General features: G+C 62.1%; 20 protein-coding genes. 3 read left to right on the forward strand and 17 right to left on the reverse strand.

Features of this window, described 5'->3' with window-relative positions; all coding sequences use genetic code 11:
• The 13 genes from trbK-alt to NWI01_RS08775 form a co-directional block, all read right to left on the reverse strand.
• Window positions 1-294 carry a putative entry exclusion protein TrbK-alt gene (gene trbK-alt, locus NWI01_RS08720; RefSeq protein ID WP_141383482.1) on the reverse strand — a complete coding sequence of 98 codons (294 nt, stop codon included), beginning with the start codon at window positions 292-294 and terminating at the stop codon, window positions 1-3.
• 11 nt (window positions 295-305) lie between these two features.
• A complete protein-coding gene (gene trbJ / locus NWI01_RS08725; RefSeq protein ID WP_141383483.1) occupies window positions 306-1,061 on the reverse strand; it encodes a P-type conjugative transfer protein TrbJ in 756 nt (251 codons plus the stop codon).
• Window positions 1,058-3,496 (reverse strand): conjugal transfer protein TrbE, encoded by a 2,439-nt coding sequence (gene trbE / locus NWI01_RS08730; RefSeq protein ID WP_141383484.1) that lies wholly within the window; start codon window positions 3,494-3,496, stop codon window positions 1,058-1,060. Before trbE ends, trbJ begins: the two co-directional genes overlap by 4 nt.
• 12 nt (window positions 3,497-3,508) lie before the next feature.
• Window positions 3,509-3,790 (reverse strand): VirB3 family type IV secretion system protein, encoded by a 282-nt coding sequence (locus tag NWI01_RS08735; protein ID WP_141383485.1) that lies wholly within the window; start codon window positions 3,788-3,790, stop codon window positions 3,509-3,511.
• Window positions 3,790-4,122, reverse strand: coding sequence for a TrbC/VirB2 family protein (locus NWI01_RS08740; RefSeq protein ID WP_141383486.1), 333 nt, complete (start codon window positions 4,120-4,122; stop codon window positions 3,790-3,792). Before NWI01_RS08740 ends, NWI01_RS08735 begins: the two co-directional genes overlap by 1 nt.
• Window positions 4,119-5,099 carry a P-type conjugative transfer ATPase TrbB gene (gene trbB, locus NWI01_RS08745; protein ID WP_141383487.1) on the reverse strand — a complete coding sequence of 327 codons (981 nt, stop codon included), beginning with the start codon at window positions 5,097-5,099 and terminating at the stop codon, window positions 4,119-4,121. The genes NWI01_RS08740 and trbB overlap by 4 nt, the downstream gene beginning before the upstream one ends.
• Window positions 5,100-5,819: 720 nt before the next feature.
• A complete protein-coding gene (locus NWI01_RS08750; protein ID WP_141383488.1) occupies window positions 5,820-6,143 on the reverse strand; it encodes a DCL family protein in 324 nt (107 codons plus the stop codon).
• 182 nt (window positions 6,144-6,325) lie between these two features.
• On the reverse strand, window positions 6,326-8,725 hold the full coding sequence (locus tag NWI01_RS08755) for a DEAD/DEAH box helicase (RefSeq protein WP_244613698.1): 2,400 nt from the start codon (window positions 8,723-8,725) through the stop codon (window positions 6,326-6,328).
• A gap of 236 nt (window positions 8,726-8,961) precedes the next feature.
• The gene (locus NWI01_RS19595; protein WP_244613699.1) at window positions 8,962-9,186 is read right to left on the reverse strand and encodes a hypothetical protein; all 225 of its coding nucleotides are present in this window, start codon (window positions 9,184-9,186) and stop codon (window positions 8,962-8,964) included.
• Between the two features lie 15 nt (window positions 9,187-9,201).
• Window positions 9,202-9,927, reverse strand: a complete 726-nt coding sequence (locus NWI01_RS08760) for a HamA C-terminal domain-containing protein (RefSeq protein WP_244613700.1) — start codon at window positions 9,925-9,927, stop codon at window positions 9,202-9,204.
• A 309-nt stretch (window positions 9,928-10,236) separates the two neighbouring features.
• Window positions 10,237-12,039: a hypothetical protein gene (locus NWI01_RS08765; protein WP_141383490.1), complete on the reverse strand. Its 1,803-nt coding sequence runs from the start codon at window positions 12,037-12,039 to the stop codon at window positions 10,237-10,239.
• A 142-nt stretch (window positions 12,040-12,181) separates the two neighbouring features.
• Window positions 12,182-13,351, reverse strand: coding sequence for a DUF2235 domain-containing protein (locus NWI01_RS08770; RefSeq protein WP_141383491.1), 1,170 nt, complete (start codon window positions 13,349-13,351; stop codon window positions 12,182-12,184).
• Between the two features lie 365 nt (window positions 13,352-13,716).
• The gene (locus tag NWI01_RS08775) at window positions 13,717-13,938 is read right to left on the reverse strand and encodes a hypothetical protein (RefSeq protein ID WP_141383492.1); all 222 of its coding nucleotides are present in this window, start codon (window positions 13,936-13,938) and stop codon (window positions 13,717-13,719) included.
• 803 nt (window positions 13,939-14,741) lie between these two features.
• On the opposite strand from NWI01_RS08775, the gene NWI01_RS08780 reads away from it, so the two are divergent.
• Entirely contained in the window at window positions 14,742-15,692 is a 951-nt protein-coding gene (locus NWI01_RS08780) for a DUF6615 family protein (protein ID WP_141383493.1), read from the forward strand.
• 3 nt (window positions 15,693-15,695) lie between these two features.
• On the opposite strand, the gene NWI01_RS08785 is transcribed toward NWI01_RS08780, so the two are convergent.
• Window positions 15,696-17,114 carry a DUF6035 family protein gene (locus NWI01_RS08785; RefSeq protein WP_141383494.1) on the reverse strand — a complete coding sequence of 473 codons (1,419 nt, stop codon included), beginning with the start codon at window positions 17,112-17,114 and terminating at the stop codon, window positions 15,696-15,698.
• A gap of 677 nt (window positions 17,115-17,791) precedes the next feature.
• Between NWI01_RS08785 and NWI01_RS08790 the strand changes: the two genes are divergently transcribed.
• Window positions 17,792-20,107, forward strand: a complete 2,316-nt coding sequence (locus NWI01_RS08790) for an AAA family ATPase (protein WP_141383495.1) — start codon at window positions 17,792-17,794, stop codon at window positions 20,105-20,107.
• Window positions 20,104-21,978, forward strand: a complete 1,875-nt coding sequence (locus NWI01_RS08795; protein ID WP_244613701.1) for a UvrD-helicase domain-containing protein — start codon at window positions 20,104-20,106, stop codon at window positions 21,976-21,978. The genes NWI01_RS08790 and NWI01_RS08795 overlap by 4 nt, the downstream gene beginning before the upstream one ends.
• Before the next feature lie 243 nt (window positions 21,979-22,221).
• Here the strand turns inward: NWI01_RS08795 and NWI01_RS08800 are convergent, their stop codons facing one another.
• The 3 genes from NWI01_RS08800 to NWI01_RS08810 are packed head-to-tail and all read right to left on the reverse strand — an operon-like array spanning window position 22,222 to window position 26,402.
• Window positions 22,222-22,659, reverse strand: coding sequence for a CopG family transcriptional regulator (locus tag NWI01_RS08800; RefSeq protein ID WP_141383496.1), 438 nt, complete (start codon window positions 22,657-22,659; stop codon window positions 22,222-22,224).
• A gap of 5 nt (window positions 22,660-22,664) precedes the next feature.
• Window positions 22,665-24,647, reverse strand: coding sequence for a conjugal transfer protein TraG (locus NWI01_RS08805; RefSeq protein ID WP_141383497.1), 1,983 nt, complete (start codon window positions 24,645-24,647; stop codon window positions 22,665-22,667).
• Between the two features lie 15 nt (window positions 24,648-24,662).
• Entirely contained in the window at window positions 24,663-26,402 is a 1,740-nt protein-coding gene (locus NWI01_RS08810; protein WP_141383498.1) for a relaxase/mobilization nuclease domain-containing protein, read from the reverse strand.
• Window positions 26,403-26,477 lie beyond the last annotated feature (75 nt).

Raw genomic sequence — 26,477 nt, forward strand, 5'->3', positions numbered from 1 at the left:
TCACCGCCCTTCGCCGGAACTTGAAGCGGGCGCGGCCGGCGTGCGCGTGCGGCCGAGAAAGCGCGCGCGGGTCTCGGCCCAGACGCGCAGGCATTGCGCGTCACTGGCCGCCTTTTGCCCAAGCTCCTGACATCGCAACTGCCCCTCGCGGAGCGGATCGTCCGTGGGCTGAATGGCACGCACGGACGGCGATGCCGGCGGGTCATCCTTGCGGGTCATCTCGATCGCGGTCGCCGTCAGGGCGATAGCGACGAACACGATTGCACTGAGGTGCACCAGCATCTTGCCGTCCATGGCCGCGCCCCTCAATTGTTGAACATCTGCGCGTTGCCCGGCGTGTAGCTGCCGCCCGGCGTCAGGAAGCGGCGGCGTTGCTCGCGGCCCTGTTCGGCCGCCGCCGCGCGCTCGGCCCCGGTCAGCGCGCTGGCGCGGCCGTTGGCCGAGATCACCGCGATCAGGTCGGAGAGCTGCTGCGACTGGAGAGCGAGGATCTGATTGCCGGCCTGGGTGGCTTGGAGTGCTCCGGCAGCATTCTGGCTCTGGCCGACCAGCGTCGACATCTGCGTGCGGTTGGAATCGATGTTGCCGACGACGCCGGCCTGCACGCGCATCGCGTCCTGCAATCCGCCGACCGTGTTCTGCCAGCGCAAGCGCGCATCGGCGACAAGCTGCTGGTCGGACGCCGACAGTGAGACGTTGCCATATTGCTGCTGGAACGCCTGGTCGATCTGTTGGACGTTGAAGGCGATGTTCTGCGCCTGGCCCAAGAGCTGCTGCGTGCGCTGGACGTTCTGCTGAATCTGCTGGAGCGCGGAATACGGCAGGCTTGCGAGGTTGCGGGCCTGATTGACGAGCATCTGCGCCTCGTTTTGGAGAGAGGCGATCTGGTGGGTGATCTGCTCCAGCGACCGCGCGGCGGTCAGCATGTTCTGCGCATAGTTCGAGGGATCGAACACGACCAGCGCGTGGGCCGGCGTCGCCAGCATCGGCGCCAGCGCGACGGGGGTGGTCAGCAGCGCGACGGCGAGCCGCGCGGCGCGTGATGAACGGCGCAAGGTCATGAGGATGTCCCCTTGTTGGTGAGGTTGGGAATGAGATCGACCGCCCAGCCGACATCGCGGGCGTTGAGCCAGGCGGCGAGAAAGTTTTCGCGGCCGTGCTCGGCGACGATCCGCGCGATCAGCGCCTGGTCGGATTTGGCGGATGCGGCGCACAGCGCGAGGCCGACTTCGGACAGGCCGAGTTCAAACAGGCGGTTGCCGCGGCGGGACTGGCAGTAATAATCCCGCTTGGGCGTCGCGCGTGCGAGGATTTCGATCTGCCTGTCGTTCAGGCCGAAGCGGCGATAGATTGCCGTGATCTGTGGCTCGACGGCACGCTCGTTCGGCAACAGGAGCCGCGTCTGGCAGCTTTCGATGATGGCCGCGGCGATAGTCGAATTGTCGATGTCGGACAGCGACTGCGTGGCGAAGATGACGGATGCGTTCTTCTTGCGCAGAGTCTTCAGCCATTCGCGCAATTGCCCGGCAAAACCTTCGTCATCCAGCGCAAGCCAGCCTTCGTCGATGATGAGCAGCGTCGGCCGCCCGTCGAGCCGGTCTCCGATGCGATGAAACAGATAAGCGAGGACGGCCGGCGCCGCGCCCGTGCAGACAAGTCCCTCGATCTCGAACGCCTGCACGTCGGCCGAGCCGAGGTATTCGGCCTCGGCGTCGAGCAGCCGGCCGTAAGCGCCGCCGACGCAATACGGCCGCAACGCCTGCTTCAGGTCGTTGGATTGCAGCAGCACGCTGAGGCCCGTAATGGTGCGTTCCTCGACCGGCGCGGTGCTGAGCGATGTCAGCGCCGTCCAGAGATGCTCCTTGGCTTCCGGTGTGATCGGGACGCCTTCGCGCATCAGGATCGCAACGATCCAGTCGGCGGCCCAGGCGCGCTCATAGGTGTCATGGATGCGCGCGAGGGGCTGAAGCGAAACCGAGGCGTCCGAGCCTTCCGTCAAACCGCCGCCGAGATCATGCCAGTCGCCGCCCATGGCGAGCGCGGCGGCGCGGATCGAGCCGCCGAAGTCGAAGGCGAACACCTGGGCGCCGGCGTAGCGCCGGAACTGCAACGCCATCAGCGCCAGCAGCACGGACTTGCCGCTGCCGGTCGGGCCGACGACGAGGGTGTGGCCGACATCGCCGACGTGAAGGGAAAACCTGAACGGGGTTGAGCCTTCGGTCCTGCCATAGAGCAATGCGGGTGCGCCGAAGTGCTCGTCCCGTTCAGGCCCCGCCCACACCGCGCTTAAGGGAATCAGGTGGGCGAGATTCAGGGTGCTGATCGGCGGCTGGCGGACGTTTGCGTAGGCGTGACCTGGCAGCGAGCCGAGCCAGGCGTCCACCGCGTTGACGGTCTCCAGCATCGCCGTGAAGTCGCGGCCCTGGATGACCTTCTCGACCAGCCGTAGTTTCTCGTCGGCGATGCGCGGATCGGCGTCCCAGACCGTGATGGTGGCGGTGACGTAGGCCATGCCGGCGACATCGGCGCCAAGCTCTTGAAGCGCCAGATCGGCGTCGGCGGCCTTGTTGGCGGCGTCGGTGTCCACGAGCACGGATTGCTCGTTCGTCATCACCTCTTTCAGGATCGCGGCGATGGACTTGCGCTTGGCGAACCACTGCCGCCTGATCCTGGTCAGCAGTCGCGTCGCCTCCGTCTTGTCGAGCAGAATCGCGCGCGTCGACCAGCGATACGGGAACGCCAGCCGGTTCAGCTCATCTAGGATGCCGGGCGTGGTCGCTGTCGGAAAACCTGTGATGGTGAGGATGCGCAGGTGCTGATCGCCAAGGCGCGGCTCCAGCCCGCCGGTCAGCGGCTGGTCCGCCAGCAGCGCGTCGAGATAGATCGGTGTCTCGGGGATGCGGACGCGATGGCGCCTGGTCGAGATGCAAGAATGCAGGTAAGTCAGCGTCTCGCTGTCATCAAGCCACGCGCATTCCGGCATGAAGCCGTGAAGCAGCGCCAGCACGCGGTCGGTGCGGTCCACAAAGGTGCGCAGAATCTCATGAGGATCGACGCCGGATTGCTCGCGGCCTTCATAAAGCCAGGTCTCCGCGCGGGCGGTGTCCTCGGCCGGCGGCAGCCAGGCGAAGGTCAGGGCGTAGTCGGACTCGAAGTGCGCACCGGCTTCCTCGAACCCGGCCTTGCGCTCGGCGTCGAGCAGCGCGGATGCCGGATCGGGAAAGATGCTGTTGGGGTAGCTGTTCGAGGGGTGGCGCTCCGCCTCGACGAAGATGGCCCAGCCAGAGCCGAGACGGCGGAAGGCGTTGTTGAGTCGTCGTGCGACACCGACCAGTTCGGCCGCGACAGCGGAATCGAGATCGGGACCGCGAAACCTGGCGCTGCGCTGGAAGCTGCCATCTTTATTGAGCACCACGCCGGGGCCGACCAGCGCGACCCAGGGCAGATAATCGGCAAGGCGCGAGGCGGTGCGGCGATATTCGGCGAAATTCATCACAGCGCGTCTCCTTCACACCGCGAGAAAAGCCGGGATGCGCAGATGCCTGCGCCCGACTTCCACGAACAGCGGATCGCGCTTTGCCGCCCACACCGCCACGAAATGGCCAATGGCCCAGATGGCGAGGCCGACCAGCCAGAGGCGCAGGCCGAGGCCGATCGCGCCGGCCAGCGTCCCGTTCAGAATCGCGATCGAACGTGGCGCGCCGCCGAGCATGATGTGCTCGGTCAGCGCGCGATGGACGGGGATCGAAAATCCCGACACGGCGTCAAGCTGTTCAAAGGAGGTCGCCATCAGACGAGCGCCCCGCCGCCGAACGAGAAGAACGACAGGAAGAAGCTCGACGCCGCGAATGCGATCGACAGGCCGAACACGATCTGGATCAGCCTGCGAAAACCTCCGCTGCTGTCGCCGAAAGCCAGCGTCAGGCCGGTGACGATAATGATGATGACGGCGATGATCTTGGAGACCGGCCCCTCAATCGACTGGAGAATCTTTTCCAGCGGCTGTTCCCAGGGCATGGATGAACCGGACGCATGTGCGGCTGGTGTCAACATGATGCTGATGGTGAGCGTCGTTGCGGCGGTCGCGAGGGCGCGAGTGCCGCGCGAGAGCGTGCGGATCATGCGATATCTCCTGTGGTTGGTTTGGCGGGGGTGATGCGGTAGTCGCCGTCCGGCCCCAGCCCGTCGACGCGGGCGAGTTCGGCGAGCCGGCGCGCGGAGCCGTGGCCAGACAGCACGGCGACAAGGTCGATCGTCTCCGCGATCAGCGCGCGCGGGACGGTGACGACGGCTTCCTGGATGAGTTGTTCGAGACGGCGCAGCGCACCTATGGCGCTGCCGGCGTGAATGGTGCCGATACCTCCGGGGTGGCCCGTGCCCCAGGCTTTCAGAAGGTCGAGGGCTTCGGCGCCGCGCACCTCGCCGATCGGAATGCGGTCGGGGCGCAGGCGCAAGCTGGAGCGCACCAGGTCGGACAGCGTCGCCACGCCGTCCTTGGTGCGCATCGAGACGAGGTTTGCCGCGCGGCATTGCAGTTCGCGGGTGTCCTCGATGATGACGACGCGATCCGCAGTCTTCGCCACTTCGGCGAGCAGTGCATTGGTGAGCGTCGTTTTTCCCGTGCTGGTGCCGCCCACCACAAGGATGTTGGCGCGGGACGCGACGGCCGCGCGCAGCGTATCGGCCTGGCTGGCGGTCATGATTCCGCTCGCCACATAGTCGTCGAGCGTGAACACCGCGACGGCGGGCTTGCGGATGGCAAAAGCCGGCGATGCGACGATGGGCGGCAGCAAGCCTTCAAACCGCTCGCCGGTCTCGGGCAACTCGGCCGAGACGCGGGGCGAGCGCGCATGCACCTCCGCGCCGACATGATGCGCGACGAGCCGCACGATGCGTTCGCCATCGGCGGGCGACATCCTCTCGCCCGTGTCGGACAGACCTTCGGACAGCCGATCGATCCACAACCGGCCGTCCGGGTTCAACATCACTTCGATGACGCCGGGGTCTTCGAGATAGCGCGCGATGGCGGGGCCGAGCGCCGTGCGCAACATGCGCGCGCCACGCGCGATCGCTTCCGGCTTGTTGTATGTGGCAGTCATCCCGGCCCCGCTTCATCACGGGGCGCTCACAGAAGTCCCCGGATGGGGATGACTAAAAGAGCCTCAAATCAGGCTCGTTCAACAAGTTTTGGTCGTAGTAGTGGCGTGGCGTGCAAATACAAGAGAACGGCGGTATTGCCTTAGCCTTGATCCGTAGAAAATCATCATCGGCGTGTTATTACACGCCCTGATTCGATATCGACGGAGAAACAAAGCGCTCGGCCACCGGGATCTCTGGACGCGATCATCTCTGATTTTGGGAGTCCGGTTTCAACCCTAATTGTTGCCATCGGTAGCGCTTGCGTTAGCGCCTGAAACTTGTCGTTCAGTTCGTCAGACGGCAGAGTCGGGGCCGTATCCGGACGGTCGGCTTCTGAGCAGCACAAGGCTGGAAGCAGCCGTCCTCGATTGCGGTATGGGATAAAATTTGTCTAGTCAGCTCAGACCCCATTGTCGCCGTTCGGGGCGCTTCCGTTGCCGCGCGAAACCTTCCGTTAGCTCGGGGCGCGACGGATGGCGGAGTTTGTGGCCAGGAGGAGACCAGCGGCCTTCGGACGGCTAAAAGCGACGAGTTGGCCTTTGTTTATCATTCGACGGCGCCGCTAAGACCCATACCCCGTCATCCTGGTGACGTCTGGTGGGTCCTAGAAGCGGAGACCGGTGCCGGCTTGGCGCGAAATTCGCCGAGCGGGTTGTCGATACGACGTGCCTGCCAGCGGATCAGTCGTATGGTCTCGGTTTGAGACAATGGCCGATCGAGAAGTCGATCTTCGTACCATCGCGTCTGATCACCCAAAAGCATCTCTTCGAAAAATTTGGAACGTCTTCCGGCGGGGTGTTGACCTCGAAACCCGCAATGCCGGTTCTGGCCTTTTCCTCGACCTGATCGTGGCGTTCGAGTAGCGCGGACAGATCGGTCGCGTCTTCGGCGCTGACGCGGTCACCGATGTTGTACCGGTTCAGCATAGCCGTGAAGAACGCCGTCGCGTCCCCAGCCTTGTCAAACGATCGCGTGGTGAGCGTAATCCGCCTTGCCTTTCCCATACCGATCTCCCCATGAGGAAACTAACATGCTGGTTGGCCGCGTCTACCGTGGCGGCGCGGGGTCGTGAAGCAATCTGAAGGCTGGTATCCAGATGACATACCCAATAGCTGTGCCATGCCTACAAAAGCTGAATTCTACGGCCCAGGGAGGCGGTAGTGTCCGACGGCGGGGACGCCTGTGGTCAGTCCGCCGTCTCCCCCGCGGCCGCTGGTGGCGGTGTCTCTCCGAGCAGCCTCTCGCGCAGCTCCCGCACGATGATGGAGGGAATTCCCGCGCTTTCCAGGGCGTTGCCGTTGGTACGCATCCAATTGCGGCACGCGTCTTGGTCGAGGTCGTCCATCGCGATCACCTCGTGCAGCGCGACGGCGCTCATCCTGGAGAGACCCATTTCCATCAGCGAGAGCAGCGTCTGCGTAGAGATGCCGAACTCGAGTGCCAGACCTATGTCGAAGCGGTCGCGAAGAAGATCGGCACGCCCGATGCCGTCCAGGTGCAGCCTCAGAACATCAACGTAGGCAGAAATGTACTTCGGTGCGGCGAACCGCGCGGTCTGCTCGACCATCTCCATCGTTTGGCGGCAGACCTTTGGGATGTTGACGGCCTTTCCGCTCCGTCGAAGATTCTCGATGCGTGTCTGTATCATGCGGGCGAGTGACCAACCTCGGAGCCAGCGCTGAACGGTCACGGCGTGACCGTAAATCAACTCATCCGGCTTGAAGGCCGGGTAGAGGTGGTCGTTGATCGTCTGCATCACAAACATCATGGAAGCCACTGCCTCGTCGTCCTCGGTGGCCGCAGGAACGAGATCCTCGGGTTCGCCGGGGTGCTGCCCAAAGAATTCGAGGAGGGATTGCATCGCGATGGCGCTCACGCCTGGATGCCGTGCGATCAGCGTCGGAGGCAGGCGATTGACCTTGCATAGCTCGGCGAGCGCCTTGTCCAACCCCGTGACGAAGCTCGGATCGTGCCGCTTCGCGAATGCGGCGTCGGCGACGGAGCCGGCTCGCAGGAATGTCGAGATCAGATAGGACGAGACCTGTTCGAGATTGGAGCCGCGGCTGACTTCGTCCATCGACATGTCCGCACGTTTGTTAAGAAAGCCGAGCAGTTCCTCGGGCTCCTCCATAACAAGGTCCGTTTCACGCTTGATCTCGTAACGCGCGCGCTTGGGCACGCCGTGCGGCCACGCTTCTTCGTCGTGAGGGTCGATGCAGACGATCTTGCCTTGAAACTCGTCACCCCATCGACCTGCCCGGCCGGCCAGGTTCCAGAAGTCGTGCGCCAACATGTGATTGCCGCTTCCCTTCCTTGGACCGCGGAGCACGATCATCCGGCACGAGAGGTTGACCCCCTCGATAAGAGTCGAAGTGCACACTAGGAAGCGGATCTTGCCAGACTTGAAGAGCCGCTCGATCTCCGATCGCAGTAGCGATGGCATATTACCGTAGTGAAACGCTACACCGCGCTCGACGAGCGGCGCGAGGAGATAGTCCGGATGGACCCCCTTCCGAGAGAGATCCGCAAGGGCCGCCAGTTCAGGATCAAGGGCCTCACGAACCGCCCCCTGGTTCAGCAGAAACGCGATTTTCTCTGCCTCGTCCGGACCATTGGCGTAAATCAAGGTGCCCGACCGGTGGCCCGTCAGGGCCTCGGCGATGAAGGCTATCCTCTTCCGCAGCCCGACAGGACGGCCCGTCAGGCTGAGAATGCCTACGCTCTCAGGTTCGTCGCCGCGTCGGATAGCGAGCTCGTACTTGGTGGTCTGCCGCTTGACCTGCTGCGCGAACAGCACGTTTTGGAGCACCGTCGGCGCATCGCTGTCGACCACTTGGCGGTTCGCTGAAGGCGGCGCGTCGTCCAGTAGTGTGTGGGGGTTCTGTGTCGCCGGGCTGATGAAGACCGCCCGAACCTTCGGACTAGCCCGCGTCACGCGCTCAATCGCATCCTGCAGGATCACGCCACGCTTTGCGTCGCCGATTTTGTGAGCCTCGTCAACGATCAGAAGGTCGATCTCCATCTCGTCCGAGAGCGCGTTGGCGAAAAGGTGCAGTCGCTCCTGCGTGAAGACCGCGACCAGCGGAGGTCCGCCGTTCCGCATCGCCAGGTATTCGTCCGTAAGTGGGAGCGAGCTAACTCGGATCTGATCGGCGCCGAGGCTTGCGCTTGACAGCAGGTCCCTAAGGTTCGTTTCGGTCTCGCTGACGAGCGCGCGGGTCGGAGCGAGATATACCACCATACGGGCGCGCTTCGCCCGCATTTGGTCCAGCAGCCACTGCAGCACCAGATACGTCTTCCCGCACGCGGTCGGAGCCGACGCGGACATCCAGCCGCGTTCGTCCTGCGAGCCCGTCCAGAAGGACCGCTGGAAGGCGTTTACCTCTAGGAGTCCCCCATCGGCCTCGAGCACCACGGAGTTCTTTAGGCGGTTCCGCGTCAGCTCTAGCCGCGCGCCGACGCCTAGACGGGCGTCGAGATCCACTCCGACCTCACCCCTCCGCTGCGCGAGCCCGACCGCCAACTTGTTGGAAAGCTGCTCAAACAGCAGCGCCGCAGCATCGCGTGTCGGGCCGCGTTTCGCCAACGTTATCGACGAAGTCGCGATCAAGAGAGCCGCCTCACGCGGCGGTCGAGCCTCAGAGCGCGCCAGGATGCTGCCGGCGAGGAGGAGGCGATTCCAGTCTACCGCGTTCAGGGCCTTTGTAACGGCTTCGACCGGCTCGACGTTCTCAAGTTCCTGTAGCGCGTTGACCCTGGACAACAGTGCGAGATCGCTCGCCACGCCTTCGGCGAGAAGCCATTCGATGAGCTCATCCTCGGTCACTTGGCCAGTCCCAGGGAGTCGAGCACAGCCAAGCGGAAAGCCTCGGCGTTAGGAAGCGGCAGGCAGAGAAACTCGATCTGGCAGTCGGTGAGTTTCTCGAGGATCAGTCGGTTCCCGACGTTCTCGGACCATTTCTTGAGCGCGTCCCTTGACGCATCGACGATGTCATTTGCGCCACACTTTGCGCCAGCGGTCGGATAGGCTTCGCTGTCGAAGCCCACGAGGGCGACCGCGCGTTATCGCTTCCTCTTCACGAGCGGATCCGTCTGGTCGAAGAACCGGCGTAGCGAGGCGTTGAGGTCCAGCTTTCCAAGATCGGCCCGCTCGCTCAACAACACGAGGTCCCGTTCGCGCTTGGCCGACTCTCCCTCTTCCTCGTCGAGAAACGGCTTCAATGAGCTAAGGCATTCTCGAATCGCCTTGGCTGGGTCGGCGTGGATCTTTGACTCCCCCCAGTAGAGGTTCAGCACTCCGTCTTCGTCCACGTCGGCGTATACGCCATCTGCCCCGTGGTAGTGCACCTGCGAACTTGTCTTAAGCGACATTTTGCAGAGGATCTGTGGCAGATTGAGGAAGCGTTCGGCGAGTAGGTAGAGGAGGAGTTCGCCGCCTTCGCCGGAGGTCTTGAGATCGGTGAACGTACCCAATGCGCGATGGTAGAGTTCGATCGTGGCGGCGGAACCGCCTTCCCTGTTGTCTCGCTCCTTGGCGCGCTGGCGCGCCTCGTGCGGGATCGCATAGTCGATTACCGCTGAGCGCATGAATTCGGCGAGCCGAATTGGACTCACGCGTCCATCTGCGTCCACTTTCAAGCAATGGCAGTGTATGTGGACCTTGCAGCCCTCAACTTTGATATCGCGCTCCACCAGATCAAGGTGGACTTCGAGAGTGTTGGGTTTGGAGGCGATCGCCTGCTCGAAGTCTGCTAGGGAAAGCGGCGCCAGCACATTCGTATCAACCAAGCCCTACTTCCTCATCTTCAAGGCCCGCATGATCTCTGTTACTTAACAGTGATTCTGAAAACTGGCCATCTTGACGCCTGACTTGTTACCGCCTGTATTGGGCCTGTTGGCCAATCTGTTGTTGAATCAGCCTTCTTTAAGGCGCCAGTTCCTCGTGCTACGTTGAATCGAGGCGCGATAGCTGCGGCAGAAGGCGCAGCGGGCATCGAAGCGTAGCTGGCATTCGACTTCTTGAACGAGTGTACACTTAGGCAGTTTGCGCACCCGAGAGCAGTCAGCCCGCTCTCCATCCACAGCGGGCACAAACCTCTATTTGGCCCAGATCACCGTGAACTCGGCGCCAAGCCCGTTGCAACTACGCCAGGCGCTGGCGAGCAGCGTGCTCAACTGATCGAGACGCAGCCGGTTTACGCCAGTCTTGGCGGCCTCGGCTTTAATCCGTGCGGCTTCCGTAACATGCGGCTGCACCACGACGACGCGCCGGGTATAGTCGTCGCCGAGGCCCTCAATCGCTTCCACGAGCGCATCTTTCACTACAGGTTCGCCGTCCTTCCACCAATAGTTCGTTGCGCGCACCGCTTGCGAGAGGCCCTTGGCGAGCGCCTGTTTGTCGAGCCACTGGAGGTTCTTTATCGCCTGACCGGTAACGACCTCGTAGGCCGCGACAGAAAGTCTACGGCCGGCCGTGTCGCTCTTTGCCCCTTTCACATGGATAAGCGACAGAATTGGTTTAGGGCCGCTGACATCGAGGTGGATGAAGTCCGCCTTTTCATTCGCACCATCGTCGCAGGCGAGCCATCCCTTGTGGGTGTTCTGGACCCAGCAGAACAGGCTTTTTTCCTTGCCGATCTTGCTGAGATCATGTGGTTTTTCCTGTTTTACGGCATAGCCGCTGAAGTCCTCTGCCTCGAAATGCGAGAAGGCAATCCGCGGCATTCTTAAGGCATAGATCTGCCTATCGGACACACTGTGCCCGCTGTCGTAGCGTATGTTTACACCGACGCCGCGCCCGAGCAGCGTTTTGATACGATTGAAGGCGTCATCGTCGACACCGGCCGGCTTCGGATCGGAGACCTTGAACTTCACCTTGCCATCGCGCGTGACGCTGACCTCGAGGCGCACCGTACCGATCGCGCTGCCGTTGATCTCGACGCTTACCGACAAATTTGAGCCATCGGCGGCTTCAACGACAAGACTGGAGGAGATCACCAGCGCAGCATCGGCATTGACCGTATCCGCATCCTCTTCACCGTCGTCGAGCATGTCGGGCGGCAGGATCGACAGGTCATATCCGTCTTTGACCTTTGCAGGGTCGAGCGCCTGCACCGGGGTTGCGAGAAATCGGAATGGCTCGGTGACTCCCTGCTTCGCGGCCGCGACAGCATTTATGAGTAGCGCCGCCGAAGCGGCGAATCCTTCGATCGAATTTGCCTTGCCGAGCCAAACTCGCGAGGCCTTGGGCGACACGCCCACAGTGACCTCCAGCGCGGCACTGCGCGAACGCGCGGCCGACCAGTAGAAGCTCTGGTCATCAAAGGGGTCGAGCGAATAGTCCAGATCCTGTCCGGCAAGGATCTTGGCATCGGCCTTCGTGGCACTTCTCCGGTGAACGCCCGACAGCCAAAGGGTCCGCGCCTGGCCATTCTCGAGAAATGCTGCGGCCATGGTTGAACGGGATATAGGCAAGAGCCAGGTCAGGGGTGCGTCCGCGTCACAGTCCCTAATCAGTGCTGCGCGCAGCAGCCCTTTTATTTTGGGATCGCTGATATGGAGCGCCAGATGGCCCTTGCGCACAAGCGCGATGACGAGATGGTGCTGGACATCGACGAACTCCGCGGCGCCGGTCCAGGCAGGCTTGAGCGTGCGCTTGTACCACATCGTCTGCAAGCGGACACCGGCGTGCTGAAGCTCGGGCAATCGCGTGAAATCCGATGTGGTCGGCTGCTCCTCGGCCGCGCAGATCGCCTCGATATCTGCGAGACAGCGTTCGAGCTGGTCGGCGACAGGAACTCCCGCTACCTTGGCGAGAGTTAGGGAAATGAATGGAGTGAGGGCAGCGTGAAAGCCTGCGGCACCGCCATCACCGTGCCCTCCATCAATTGCGTCAGCCATTTCCTGCTCCCCCGTCAGGTGTGAATGCGTATCCATCCAAGAGTGCTTCCACCGCGCGAGCGGAGGCGATCTTCTGCACGCCCTCGGCCCCCTTTATGCCCTGACGCCGTGCAGACCCCGGCCGATAGAGCGAACGCGCGGATCATGGCTCCACCTCATAGTCGGACGGAATATTCGGTGCCCATTGTCCTAACTGCTCCTTTCGCTCGGCGACCGAGCGATGGAGTCGAGCACCGTTCGGAAGACGCCGTCGCTCAAAGAGGGGGAGACTGATGCCGAATAGGGAGGGGCGCAACGAGCCTTTGGGCCTTCGGCGCGGCACAATTTCGAGGATCGACCAAGCGAAGCTCATGGTCTCGTGAGCGCTACCGAGCGCGTTCGGCGCGACATATTTGGCTCCCTCTTTTGCGCCCACCACGATCGCGTTGACGCTCTGCTGGCGGATACGCAGGTCGCAGAGTTTCGCGCGTCCGATCATCCACAGGAGCGGCACCTTGCACAGTGCGCTGTCGGCTTCCGGATAACCGCCGCCGACGTCGCCATGCCCGCCGGCGAACCAGACCTCGCTCACGTCCTGAGGTTGAGCCGCGGCGTTGTTGAATGGGTTGCCCCAATATTCCTGATCAGTTGGCCAGAGTTGCGGGCGGAACATAGTTCGTTTTTCGTCGATCGCGACAGCATGGGACACCGATTGGACGCTGGTGTGGCGGCTGGTGAACGCGTGCGACTTGAGCCGCAGGCCGTTTCGTCCGCTCTCGATTACCGATCCCACGGTGTCGAACAAGCCGAGCATCCGGATCGGCGGCCGGTCAGGTTTGAGAATGCGTTCGTACAGGCGGACCTCGGCAAATGCCTCCTGCTTCTCATCCTCCCCGATCGATTTATAGGCCCGATAGACGTAGTCGAGCAGGTTGAGATTGCGCGGCTCGATCAAGCCGACAGCATGGATGAACCCGGCCAGCACGCGCGCAGAGTACGCGCCGCGGCTGAACCCGAAGATGAAGATTTGGTCGCGTTCGACCGGATCTTCGCCCTTGCGCTTGCCGTTGTCGTAGTTCTCGACGAGGAAGCGATAGGCCTCCTTCACGTTCTGATCGAGCCCCCAACCAGTAGCGAGGCCCCAGACCTCATGTGCCTTGCGCCAGAATCGCGACCAAGCCCCTTCCGCGCCAAACGTTCCAACGCCTGGATCATAATAGACGAGTTGCTCGGCGTCCTTCGCCAGAACGCCATACAGACGCAGAATATTGGTGCGGTCGCGCTCTATCTCGTTCGATGTGCCATCCAGCAGGATGACGATGTTCTTCGGCATGCCCGTGCCCCTATTGCCGCTCTTGTCAGTGATAAATGGGCTGGCGAGCGCACGCGGCGTTCACCGGATCCCAAAATCAGATCTCGACCGGCCCACACCGCTACGCGCTCTTCGATAAGGCGCTGCTCTCCGTCCCCCTGCCAGTTGTCCACGCATCGCAGGCATGGCCAAAACCCGACCCGGCACCATTTATGTAAACAAGGCACACAACATGTCACTCGGCAAAAGCATTCAGGTCCAGATATTCACCTGTTCACAAACATCAGCCTGATTCGACTGCCCCACATGCTTTCTCTTGGCAATGAAAAAACGTTTTTGCCGCCGCGACAGTCGAAGAAGGCGCAGCGCTTGGCTGCCAGATCCTGTCAGAATGCGCCGAGCAGGCCGAGAGACCAGACCTCAAAGTCCGCATAACGTAACTTTGGCGGCGCGTGGGTGTGTAAGATAGCGATACTCAGTCCCAATCCGGGGAATGTCACTAAGCAATCCTGAAAATCGTCAAGATGATCGTGATGCAGTTCATCCTGCGCAACTGCGGTGTGGAAGAGGTGGCGCCGATCTTCATGAACGACCGTTCGCATCGACATTGTGGATATCTCGACACATTTTCCCAATCTCGTCTAGCTGCCATACCCGCCTACGGGGCAGCTTACCGGCGCCGAACTGCGGAATATGGATAGCCAAAAGGTTCGACAACACGGACATCCAAACTGCATTAGGGCGACGTCTGCTGATAGGCTCGTGGAGCAACTCGCCAAATGGCTGCTATGGGGACGCATAGCGGCCATTCAAAGCCCATACGCGATGCCTGCGATGGGTAAGAAAATCGACCAATCGACCGGAAGCGATTCGAACTTTTTCACCGCCAAACGCCGCCGTTTGTACGCTTTTTCGCGCAAGGGCCAGGGGAGCCCCGCGATTTAGCTGAGCTTACGGCCACCTCGATCGCGGCGACGATTGAAGCCGATGGGTTGTCTGCCGATCCTAGGATAGCGCTTGCAGCTACCATTCGTTTTCTCCTCTGGGTGTCACGGTCGGAATTTAAGTCGCTGATGAAGAAGCCGCTCGAAGATTGGGCCGTGGCGACTTGGAGCGTGATTATAGAGCAGTCTCGCTTTAGGCTTCGCAATCCGCAAAAGACGGTGCCGGTGATTGATGAGGCTTTGGCTGCAATATCGATCCACTCGTCCACGTCGCTCGTTTGGCACTAGCGGCCGAAGCCGCCGTGTCGCTAAGCATTCCAGAGAATGTTCGGCGCATGTTGAGCGATCTGGCACGAGAATGTACCTGAAAGCGAACTCCACTATATGGCACTTTAAGCGACGATCCCGCATATCGCGCTCGCCCTGCCGATCAACTGGCGGCGCCGCGCCGCGGGAAGGCTGATACGATGCTCTGCCAGCTCGCACATCACTTTCCGCCCTTCGTCGAAAGCTTCCTGGAGCGCTCCCGGCCGCTGCGGCGGCGGTTTCGCGAAGAGAGCGTTACCGACCTGCTGATGGGCAGCCTCATCACTGCGGGCGGACGGCGGATCATCGTCGAGTTTCCCGATGAGCCCGTCACCGGCGCGGACATGGAGTGGAACTTCGTCAACCCCGACGACGGTACGTTCTTCCGCATGCTGCTCCAAGCCAAGCAATGCTACGGCGGGGGCAGCGTATGGACGCGCCACGGCTACAAGGAGTTGCTGCACCAGTCCGGTAGCGGCCGGAAGCTTCAGGCATCAGTCCTGTGCGATACGGCGCGCGCGGCAACGGCGACCTATCCACTATACATCTTCTACAACCCCGCCAGCACCTGCGAGGCGGCGCGCGGGGCAGGCTTCACCGCCGTCACCGGCGCCAACCTTGCCGACGGCTACCTGATCGAAGGCCTGGTCAGGGGTGCAACCACCCGGGCGCTGCGGACCGGCAACAAGAGCCTTAAGGCAATTGCGCCGCTGTTGTTTCCACTGACAGACCTGTTCTGCCCGCAGGCAGTCTTGGCAACGGGGCCACAGGCCTTTGCGCCAGGCGCCCCGGCGTTTCCGCTCGCCGTGGGCATAGCGGGCGGGCGGTCCGTTTTGGGCGTGCCCGTCCCGCCGACGCCGGCGGCGATCCGCCAGCGCCTCGTCGCCGCGCGCGATGCGTTGGCGAAAACCGGCATAAAGGAAACGGCTGCGGCGCCGGGCGTGCCGGCCATCGCGGAACGGATACCGGACGATGTAAGCGCCGCGATCGAGCGGGCGCAGGCGCGTGCACGGTCACAGCCGGGGCTACGCCGCTGGCGCGTCACCTTTGTATCGGCGAACCCCGTTGATAGGTACTCCGGACCGGGCCTCATCAGGCGGAGGCCGCAGTGACTTTCAGGCGGCAACCTTCAGCATAAGCTTTGTGAGCTTCTCTTCGACCCCCGGCATCACGAAACCGATCACAGGCAGGGAATCAGGATCGGGCCTGAAATCAGGCTCGCCGCGCTCAAGAGAATCGCGAATGGCGCTCCGGCGGCGCTTCCACTTGCCGCTGCGGTCTTGGCGCTCCACGAGAGCGGCCTTCTCGAAATATAAGAGCGCATGGCCGAAGGCGGCCACATGCTGTGGGTAGGCGTCGGCGATCCGGTGGCCGACCTCTATCAAATGTTTGAAGTGCCAGCCGACCGGGCGGCCTTCCTTCGCGCTGGCAAGGCCATTCATCAGGGCGACGAATCCGCTGTCATCGTCAGGCGCTGAAGGCAAGGCTATGCCGCGCCCGGCAAAGCTGCTGCGCAACCCCGCCCAGGCGCGCCGCACCCCCTTGTCCGGCCTCGTGTCAGGTTCGCGCCCGATCCAGAATGCAAACAGTGCCGCGCGGAGTTCGCCTTCGATGGCCGCGCGCATCGCGGCCGCTTCACCGTCATAGTCGAGATGCCAGCACCGCTGTCCTTCGCGGTCTGCCGTCAATTCATCGAAAGGCACGATGTGGCTTTCCCAGGTATCTGCTATCCGGTCGCCGTCCCGCTCCGGCCGCCGGAAGTGACAGCGGACATGGAAACGGCGGGCCGCTTCGGACTGCGCCGCCGTCTCCTCGTCGACAATGAGAATGTTCGAGTTGTTCGTGAAAAGCAGGTCATCGGTGGTCAGCCGGCGATAGGCCGGATCGAACCCGCCCATGATCCAGACCAGCAGTCCGCCTTCCTGCCGATAGAAAGCCCGCCGTGCCACGACGACATGTAGGAAGGTGGTCGATAGCTGGACCTCGAAGGCAAGACGTCCGGCAGGGCCTGCCGCCTGCACATCGGGCCGCCGCCGGGCGGCCGGGTCGTGCGCCGAACGCCACTGGCGCTCGACTTGCACGGACGCATACTGGGGATCGGCCTCCAAGCTGCGCACGATCAGCGCCTTGATCCGCCGGTGCGGCGCGCTCTCGCGCAAGCCGTGATATTTGCGCGCGAGGATTTCTTCCGCCGACAAGGGATGCCGGGTCTGCGCCGGACAGGAGCCGTCCTCGACTTGGTGTTTGAAGTAGAACCGCTTATGCCGGTTCGACGCCAGATAGACCGCGACGCCGCAGAGCGGACACCGGAAACGCGGTGCCCCATCGAGCTTCTCCCTGATATCGACACGCTGCGCTATAAGCTGTTCGTACCGCCAGCCGCCTATCCAGTTCCTCACATCGAGATACGCACCGGTCTCGCACGCGAGGATCTCGCCAATCTCCGGATTATCGACCGGCACCGCCCGGGACAGCGGGTCCCTTGTGACGTTTCCGCTGCCGCCTTCCGGTGGCTGTGTATCTTGATCTTCCAATTGCCGCCCTCGCCACAAACGAAGGTAGCAGGATTCGCAGCCTCTCGCTGGATCGGTTCATCCTCACTACCTGAGCTTCGCGTTTTAACCTGCTTTCTGATCGGTGCTCTGACCGCCGCTATCGTCGCCGTAACAGTCTCGTCTGGTAGCCAGCCACCCGCTTTTCGTCAGTGTCACTCCCGCGATGACAACAGCGAACGACAACGGCATCCCGCCGCAGCCGCCTTGACACGCAAGAGGACTACAGCGGTGCAAAGCGCTGCACCCTTCTAGCGTACCGGCAGGGCTCCGGAAATTTCTGTCCAATTCTATCGGTGCGGAGGTGGTGAGCACGTCCGCTTTCGGCGAAGGTTTCACCATTCGAATCACCGGTTTGAAGGCGGTCAGCCGTCCTAAGTGATCGGGGCCGTCAGCGGTCCGTTCACGTTCAGTGGCCATACCAGGAAAGCAGAGTATCCCAACTCGGAGCATAACTTGCCGCGCTCTGGGAGAGATCGCATCAAACAATTTGCACCAAGCTAGGTGTGTTGTTTAGGTGGCACTGACAATTCGGTGGGATCGTTATTGGCTTTTGGGTAACGACGTTACAGGCCAATTGAGGTTGGTGCCGACCTTATCGCGCGAAAATCGACCGCGGGGGTCCTAAAATATATTTGCCGGCCCTAAGGAGGACCGCAGTGCATATCAAATTTGTCGAGATCGCGAACTTCCGCAAATTGCTGTCCGTACGGATTGATCTCGCCGAAAAGCAGACTCTGTTTGTGGGTGCCAACAATAGTGGCAAAAGCTCGGCCATGTTGGCGCTCCGACGCTTTCTCGTTCCCCGGCGCTGTCCGTTTGAGGTACATGACATTACCTTGTGTCATTGGCCGGCGATCGATCGGATCGGCCAAAGTTGGATCGACGCCAAGGCAGCCGACGAGGTTGTCGACCTCACACTCGAACCTTGGCTGAACCTCCTGCCAACGCTCGACCTGTGGCTGGATGTCGACGCGGGCGAGATGCACCATGTCCGCGACCTGATCCCAACGCTTGACTGGGAGGGCGGCCTGCTTGGGGTGAGGCTTCGGTATGAACCGACCAAGCTTAGCGACCTCTATAAGGATTTCCTTGTGGCGGTTGCCGATGCTGACGCGCTGCGGACTGCCGCGACCCAAGCCCATACTGAGAAAGTTGCGGTGGAGGGGCAGCCGAGTCCCGAGCCAAAGCTCACTTTATGGCCATCCACCTTAATCGATTATTTGAACCGCAGGCTGGCGAAGAGCTTCAGCATTCGCGCGTACACACTCGATCCCGCCCAACTGCAGACACCCGAAAAGGGGCAGGCACGGCCACAAGCGCTTCCGACTGTGACGCTCAGTCTCGAAGGTGAGCCGCTCAAGGGCCTTGTCCGCATCCATGACATACCGGCGCAGCGCGGTTTCGGGGAAGAAGCGCCGCAGAGCGACGATGAAGAGGTCCCAGCCGGTTCGCCAGGCAGCCGCTTGTCCGACCAGTTGCGCAGCTATTATTCAAAGCATCTCGATCCGACCAAGGGACCGGACGTCAAAGATCTAGGCGCGCTCCAGGCGATCGAAGCGGCCCAGGATGCTTTCGACCAAAAGCTCACCGAAAGTTTCGAGGCGGCGTTCAGCGAGGTCGAGGGGATGGGCTACCCCGGCGTCACCGACCCCAAGCCGAAAGTGTCGACCCGGCTGAAGGCTATTGACGGTCTCAATCACAGTTCGGCGGTCACCTTCATGGTGGACGTTACACCGGCAGCGGGTGAAGCGGCAGTGCCGGTGTTGCGCCTCCCGGAGAATAACAATGGGCTCGGCTATCAGAATCTCATATCCATGATTTTTCGGCTGATGAGCTTCCGCGACGCATGGATGCGCGTCGGCAAGGCGGCGAGCGCCAACCCGGCCGCGTCTGTCGAGCCGCTTCACCTCGTGCTAGTTGAAGAGCCCGAAGCGCATTTGCACGCACAAGTCCAGCAGGTCTTCATCAACAAAGCCTACGAGGTGCTACGCGCGCATCCGGACCTTGGACCGACGAAGCTTCGACGAACGCAACTCGTGGTCAGCACCCATTCGAGCCATGTCACGCATGAAGTCTCGTTCGCTTGCCTCCGCTACTTCCGCCGGCTGCCGGCAGGCATGGCGTCACGCATCCCGGTGTCGACGGTGATCAATCTGTCCGAAGTGTTCGGAGCAGAAGATGAGACCGCGCGCTTTGTCACTCGTTATTTGCGCGCTCAGCACGCCGACTTGTTCTTCGCCGATGCCGCCATTCTTGTCGAAGGTCCAGCCGAACGAATGATCGTCCCGAACTTCATCCAGAACAAGTTCGAAGCATTGAGCAAAAGCTATGTCACGCTGCTCGAGATCGGCGGTAGTCATGCACATCGCCTGCGCCCGTTGATAGATCATCTGGGCCTGCTGACCTTGATCATCACCGATCTCGATAGCGAGGTGGCGGGGACCAAAACGCAGCCCGCGCCTGGGGGCGGCCAAACCACGAATAATACGACTTTGCAGGATTGGGTGCCCGCACGCGCCGAGGTTGACGCGCTCTGGGCGGCGACACCAACCGAACGCACGCTGGAAACGCCGGACGATCAGCTCTTTGCGGTCCGCGCCGCCTACCAGCTTCCCGTGGAAGTGACGCCCCCAGGCGCGGTGGTTGCCGAGACCGCTTATCCCTATACCTTCGAAGATGCGCTGGCATTCGAGAACCTGGCTTTCTTCGCTGCGCTCCCGGGTACCGGACTTGCGGCCAAGTTCCGCAACGCCATCGCTGCCGGCGGGGGCGTGGCCGCCATCGGCGCGGCGATGTTCGAGGCGCTTAAGACGGGCAAGAAAGCGGAATTCGCGCTCGACATCCTCTACGCCGAGACATTCGAGACGCTTACGGTGCCAAGATATATCGCCGAAGGCCCGATCTGGCTTCAGGAGCGCCTTAAGAAGAAGCAGATCGAAGTGCTTCCACCGGCCGAGGAGGCCGCCACGTGACCGACGCGGTTGATGACGATCTGGTAGATGCCGCTGCCGACCAAATGATCGGCCAGTGTCTCGATCTGACCGCACCGCGCAGCTTCTTCCTCTATGCTGGTGCGGGGTCAGGCAAGACACGGTCGCTGGTAAGCGCGATCAGAGATCTCTGCGAACGGCAGGGCCGAGATTTATCGCTGACCGGCAGGAAAATCGCGATCATCACTTATACCAATGCCGCGTGCGACGAGATCGTCCAGCGACTGGAGTTCGATCCCCGCATCGACGTGTCGACAATACACGCGTTCGCTTGGTCGATGCTCCGCGGCTTCGATGCAGATATCCGCACCTGGCTCGACGCAAATCTACTTGCCGAGATCGCCGAGCTTGAGGAGAAGCAGGCAAAGGGTCGCGCCGGCAAAGCCGCAATCGAGCGCGCACAGTCGATCGAGAGCAAGACCCGCCGCCGCGAGAGCCTCGGAGAGATCGTTCGCTTCGTCTATAGTCCGACCGGCGACAACCGTACGCGCGATTCCCTGAACCACGCGGAAGTGATCGCCATGACCGCCGCTTTCCTCAAGGAGAAGCCGGGGCTGCGGCGTCTGCTGATCGCGCGCTATCCGATCTTGCTAATCGACGAGAGCCAGGATACGGCGCGGCGCCTGATGGACGCGCTGCTCGACGTTCAGGCGGCTTTCCCCGAAGAGTTCTGCCTCGGACTGTTTGGCGATACGATGCAGCGTATCTACGCGGATGGAAAGGTCGGGCTCGCCGAAGCTATCCCCGAAAACTGGGCTCGCCCGATCAAGGTCATGAACCACCGCTGTCCCCGGCGTGTAGTCACCCTCATCAACAAGATCCGCGCCGATGATGACGGGCAGGAGCAGAAATGGCGAAGTGATGCACCCGAAGGTATCGTCAGGTTGTTTGTTGCTTCAGAAGCGATCCCGAACAAGGCCGAGGTGGAAGCTGCCGCTGCGACACGAATGGTCGAACTGACAGGTGACGAGGGCTGGCAACCTGGTGAGGGGAAGATCAAGACGTTGGCGCTCGAACATATGATGTCAGCACGCCGGTTCGGGTTCGAGCAGTTCTTCGGATCACTCTATGGCTATGAAGCCATGCGAACCGGATTGCTGGACGGCACCGGGCGCGGGATCGGATTCTTCACGCGTGAGGTGCTTCGGCTTGCAACGGCGCTGGCCGCCGGAGATCGCTTCGCCATCGCGGCAGCCGTGCGCCAGACTTCGCCGCTGCTTGATCGTCAGCGGCTCGCCGATGCCGGCGAGTGGCAACACGAGGAGCTTGCCCGCGCTAAGGTGGCTTGTGATGGGCTGCAGGCCTTGCTGTTCACGGAAAACCCGCCGACCTTGCGTGCCGTCCTACGCTACGTGGCTGAAACCAATCTCTTCGAAATCCCCGAGGTTCTCCAGCCCTTTGTCCCAGAAGGGCCGGCGGACGGCGCGGTGGAACTTGAGGACGATGCGAACACGGAAACGGGAGCGTGGCGGAGGGCCCTCGACGCACCATTCCCCGAAACCGAGAAATACGATCGTTACGTGCGTGGCGTCTCGCAGTTCGACACGCATCAGGGGGTGAAAGGCCGGGAATTTCCTCGCGTGATGGTCGTGATCAGCGATGAGGAGGCGCGCGGCTTTCTCTTCAGCTACGACAAGCTGATCGGCACTAAGGCCAAATCCAAAACCGATCTCGAGAATGAAGCCGCGGGCAATGACACCAGCATCGCGCGCACGCGCCGGCTATTTTATGTGACGTGTAGCCGTGCCGAAGAGAGCTTGGCGATCGTTTACTATTCCGACAATCCGGACGCGGCACGCGCCGCTCTCGTCGAACGCGGCTGGTTCGGCGAAAACGAGATCGAAACCCTCTAATTTTTGATGTCGACGTGTTCGCACACGGTAAATCTGAATGGCCGCTTTTGGGAGAAACTTTACCTACCCTGAACGTCGACTATGGGGCGCATTGCTGCCGAAACCCGCTGATTATGTGAATGACAGCTGTCCCAGCGTTGTCGTCCAAACACTACCGGTCTGTTTACCACGAGTTGCTGATACACCGAACGTAACAAACGTGCCTCACGATCATCGCGAGAAGAAATGCCGCCGACTGAAATGTTATTGATCGAGGATTGTCGAATCCGGAACATCTTCGGAAATCTCCTGGCGCAATTTCGGACCCTTCGCCAGACGGCGGCCGAGCGCAGTGATGAAGGCTTCATAACGCTTGTTGGCCACGGCGCGCGCGGCCTGCGCCGCCGGCTCGGGGAGCGCAGGCGTGGTGGTGATCCAGAACCGGATGAACACCGCCAGGCTCTCGACCGCGATACCGACGTCCCGCTCGATGCGCGTCATGCGACGGTCGAGCTGGTCGAGGCGTTTGGCGACGATCGCCTCGCGGCGCTCGGCATCGTCCGGCGAGAGGAACGATGCGATGGCAGCCTCCGCGATCATGGACTTCGAGCGGCGACGGCGCGCGGCGGCATCGACCAGCATCTCGCCGACGTCGTGGTCGAGGTAGGCCGTAAACTTCACTTTCTTCTTTGTGCGGGCCATGGATTTTACAATTCCATGTTGTCGCCAGGATCGAGCGAGACCTGTTGCGCGATGTCCTGCATCTGACGGACCATTTGCCGATTGCGTACCGCGTCGTCCTCGTCGGTGTCGTCGGGTGGCTCGAATTCGTTCTCGATCGGCTTTTTCTTTTCCACCGGCTTTACGCGATGGAGTTCGTGTTGCAGCCGGCGTTCGGACTGCGTCGGGTCGCCGTCGTCGGATCGGTTGCCCGGTTGCGATTCATCCGGCTCCGGTCGCGCGGGAACAGGCAGGCTGCTCCAGTCATCGGACCGTGGTTGCTCAGGAGTGGACAAGGCCGGCGGCGGCAGCACGCGCTCCTTGAAACGGACGTCCTCATAGTAGCGCGCCTTCTTCGCGCGGATCGGAGGGACGCCTGCCACCATGACGATCTCATCGCCGGGTGGGAGTTGCATGATTTCTCCGGGCGTCAACAACTGGCGAGCGGTTTCGGAGCGCGACACCATGAGGTGTCCAAGCCAGGGCGACAAGCGGTGGCCGGCATAGTTTTTCATCGCCCTCATTTCGGTGGCGGTGCCGAGCGCGTCGCTGACTCTCTTGGCCGTCCTTTCGTCGTTCGTCGAGAACGCAACCCTTATATGGCAGTTATCGAGGATGCTGTTGTTCGGCCCATAGGCTTTCTCGATCTGGTTCAGGCTCTGCGCGATCAGGATGCTCTTCAATCCGTAGCCCGCCATGAAGGCCAATGCGGTCTCAAAGAAGTCGAGTCTCCCCAGCGCGGGAAATTCATCCAGCATCAGCAGCAGGCGATGCCGGCCGGCATTCGCCTGCAAGTCCTCGGTCAAGCGACGGCCGACCTGATTGAGCAGCAAGCGCATCAGCGGCTTGGTGCGATTGATGTCTGATGGTGGGACAACGAGATAGAGAGTGGCAGGCTTTTCGTTGCCGACGATGTCCTTGATCCGCCAGTCGCAGCGTCGCGTCACCTGCGCGACGACTGGATCGCGGTATAATCCAAGGAACGACATGGCGGTGGAGAGCACGCCGGATCGCTCGTTGTCGGATTTGTTTCGCAACTCGCGCGCGGCGCTGGCGACGACGGGATGCGGTCCTGCCGCGCCAAGATGCGCGGTCTTCATCATGGCGCGCAAGGTCGACTCGATCGGACGTTTCGGATCGGAGAGAAAGTTCGCGACCCCGGCCAGGGTCTTGTCGCTCTCGGCATAAAGCACATGCAGGATTGCGCCGACCAGGAGCGAGTGACTCGTTTTCTCCCAATGGTTCCGCTTGTCGAGAGACCCTTCGGGATCGACGAGGATGTCCGCGATGTTCTGGACGTCCCGCACCTCCCATTCGCCGCGGCGGACTTCGAGCAGCGGGTTGTAGGCGGAGGAGTTCGGATTGGTCGGATCGAACAGCAACACCCGGCCATGCTGCGACCGGAATCCGGCCGTGAGCTGCCAGTTCTCGCCCTTGATGTCGTGAACGATGGCCGAACCCGGCCAGGTCAGGAGCGAGGGCACCACAAGGCCGACGCCCTTGCCGGATCGCGTCGGTGCGAAGCATAGGACGTGCTCCGGTCCATCATGGCGTAGATAGTCACGCTCATAGCGGCCGAGCACCACGCCGTCCGGATCGAGGAGTCCAGCGGCCTCCACCTCCTTCTTCTCGGCCCAGCGTGCCGAGCCATAGGTGGCGACGTTCCTGGTCTCTCTCGCGCGCGAGACCGACATTCCTATCGCGACGACGATGGCGATGATCCCGCCCGATGCCGCGATGATCCCGCCCGTGGCGAAGACCTCGGGCGCATAGGCATCGTAGAAATACCACCACCACATGATCGCGGCGGGAAAGTAGATCGGCAGGCCAAAGAGTGTGAACCACGGATGGCCAAGCTGCGCCTGATAGCCAAGGCTCCAGGCGACGTATTGCGTGGCGCTCCAGGTGGTGACGAGGATGATGAGGAAGACGACCGTGATCGATCCCCAAAGGATTTTGGTTCCTGACATGATGAGGACTCCTTTCTAGAGGCCGAGCCCCCGCTTGCGGCCGAAATCCCATTCGACGCCACCGTCGTCGCGGGCGACGCCGGAGACATGGCGGCCGAGTTGCTTTTCGAGGGATGGCGACCAGGGCACGAGCTGGAAGCCGAGGCCGTCGTCGATCATGCCAAAGCGACCGGAGGCGAGCGTGAATCGCTGGCGATAAGCGCCTGCGATATATTTGCCGCTGCCGGCCCGGTTGAACGACAGGCCGGTCTCAGTCGCGAGCTTCTTGCCGAGCGCGCCTATCTCGCGGTCTCGCAGCGTGTTGAGCAGCCGGCGCGCGAAAACGGCGCGGCCGTTCTGCCGCTCCGCCAAGCCTTCGCCGATCAGACGTTCGACGCGCTGCTCCATCGCCTGACGCACCTCGGCGCCGAAGCCACCTTGCGAAAGCGCGATGGGTTCACGAACGACGGCCTGGCGATCGAGCCACGTCGCGCCAGTCGCAGTCACCTGCGCCTGCACATCGAGATCGGAGCGGACGGCGAGTGCGACACGACGCTCGCCACGCGCGTTCTCATAGGTGCGCAGTTCGACGATCGAGCCGGGCCGGCTATCGCCGGCCGCGTCGAGATGCGGGAGCTTGATGTGATGAGTGCGGCCGTCCACGCCATCGACCACGGCATAGGCCGTGCCTCTCAGTTCGTCGTCGAGGCCGCGTTCGATCAGACGACCGATGACGGGAACGTCGAGGCTCTCGCCTGCGAGGACGTAATTCGCCGAGCCGCGCTCGATGCCGCGTTCAGTCAGCGCGCGGTGCATCCGCTTGATGATGTCGCCGCGCTCGCCGAGTTCGCGCAGCACGGTCTCGGCTTCCGGCCTGATGAACCATTGCGAGTGGTTGATCTGTCCCGCGACGCCGAGGACTTCGAGGGTCCGCAGCCGGCCGATCTTCAATGTGTGGAATTCGTCAGGCTGCTGGCCGGCGAGCGGGGCGAGGTCGATGATTCCGGATTTGCCGGCATCACGGACGAACTGCCGGTCAAGCTGCGTCCAGCGCTCGGCCTCGATCTGACTTTCCAGGGTGCGGTGGATGTCGAAATCGGAGCGAAGCCCGAGTTCCTGCGTGATGAGATCGCGCGCACGGTCGCGCATGCCTTCCTTGATATAGTCGCGCGAGATCACGAGGTCCTGGCCGTCGTCGCGAACGCCGCGCACGATCAGATGGACATGCGGATGCTCGGTGTTCCAGTGATCCACCGCCACCCAGTCGAGCCTGGTGCCGAGATCCATTTCCATCTGGCTGACGAGATCGCGGGTGAATTGCTTGAGGTCTGTCATCTCGGGTGCGTCGTCGGGCGAGATGATGAACCGGAAATGGTGCCGGTCGTCTTTGCATCGGTCGGCGAATACGCGGGCATCGGCGTTCTCCGTCTCCGGTCCGAACAGCCGCGCCTTTTCTCCGTCGCGGGTCACGCCATCACGGCGCAGATAATCGAGATGTCTGCCGAGCGGCGCGGACCGTGCCGTGTGCCGCACGACGCGGGCTTTCACGACAGCGCCGCGCGTGCGGGAGGTGATGAGGCGGTTGGCCTGGATGCTGGCGCGCTGGCCACGCCCGAAGCGGGATCGATTGCCGGACACGATACGGCCGGACCGCGAGACACCCCCGCCTGCCTTCTTTGCGGCGGCGAGCGCCTGCGCGATGAAGGGCCGGGCTTGCTGGGCGCGGGTCGATCGGATGCGTCCCGGTCGAACGCGAAACTCGCGATCATCGGCCATGACGCGACACCGCACGGTGCAAAACAGATTGAAAATTCAAAGACGTGAGCGCGCAGCGCACGGTGCGCGTAAGCG

Origin of the sequence: Nitrobacter winogradskyi, assembly GCF_006539545.1 — a bacterium.
GTDB lineage: Bacteria > Pseudomonadota > Alphaproteobacteria > Rhizobiales > Xanthobacteraceae > Nitrobacter > Nitrobacter winogradskyi_A.

Bases quoted from the DNA above. Each gene is read 5' to 3' on its own strand.
- trbK-alt (WP_141383482.1), bottom strand. From the start codon at position 294: ATGGACGGCAAGATGCTGGTGCACCTCAGTGCAATCGTGTTCGTCGCT.
- trbJ (WP_141383483.1), bottom strand. From the start codon at position 1,061: ATGACCTTGCGCCGTTCATCACGCGCCGCGCGGCTCGCCGTCGCGCTG.
- NWI01_RS08735 (WP_141383485.1), bottom strand. From the start codon at position 3,790: ATGGCGACCTCCTTTGAACAGCTTGACGCCGTGTCGGGATTTTCGATC.
- NWI01_RS08740 (WP_141383486.1), bottom strand. From the start codon at position 4,122: ATGATCCGCACGCTCTCGCGCGGCACTCGCGCCCTCGCGACCGCCGCA.
- trbB (WP_141383487.1), bottom strand. From the start codon at position 5,099: ATGACTGCCACATACAACAAGCCGGAAGCGATCGCGCGTGGCGCGCGC.
- NWI01_RS08750 (WP_141383488.1), bottom strand. From the start codon at position 6,143: ATGGGAAAGGCAAGGCGGATTACGCTCACCACGCGATCGTTTGACAAG.
- NWI01_RS08765 (WP_141383490.1), bottom strand. From the start codon at position 12,039: ATGGCTGACGCAATTGATGGAGGGCACGGTGATGGCGGTGCCGCAGGC.
- NWI01_RS08770 (WP_141383491.1), bottom strand. From the start codon at position 13,351: ATGCCGAAGAACATCGTCATCCTGCTGGATGGCACATCGAACGAGATA.
- NWI01_RS08775 (WP_141383492.1), bottom strand. From the start codon at position 13,938: ATGTCGATGCGAACGGTCGTTCATGAAGATCGGCGCCACCTCTTCCAC.
- NWI01_RS08780 (WP_141383493.1), top strand. From the start codon at position 14,742: ATGCTCTGCCAGCTCGCACATCACTTTCCGCCCTTCGTCGAAAGCTTC.
- NWI01_RS08800 (WP_141383496.1), bottom strand. From the start codon at position 22,659: ATGGCCCGCACAAAGAAGAAAGTGAAGTTTACGGCCTACCTCGACCAC.
- NWI01_RS08805 (WP_141383497.1), bottom strand. From the start codon at position 24,647: ATGTCAGGAACCAAAATCCTTTGGGGATCGATCACGGTCGTCTTCCTC.
- NWI01_RS08810 (WP_141383498.1), bottom strand. From the start codon at position 26,402: ATGGCCGATGATCGCGAGTTTCGCGTTCGACCGGGACGCATCCGATCG.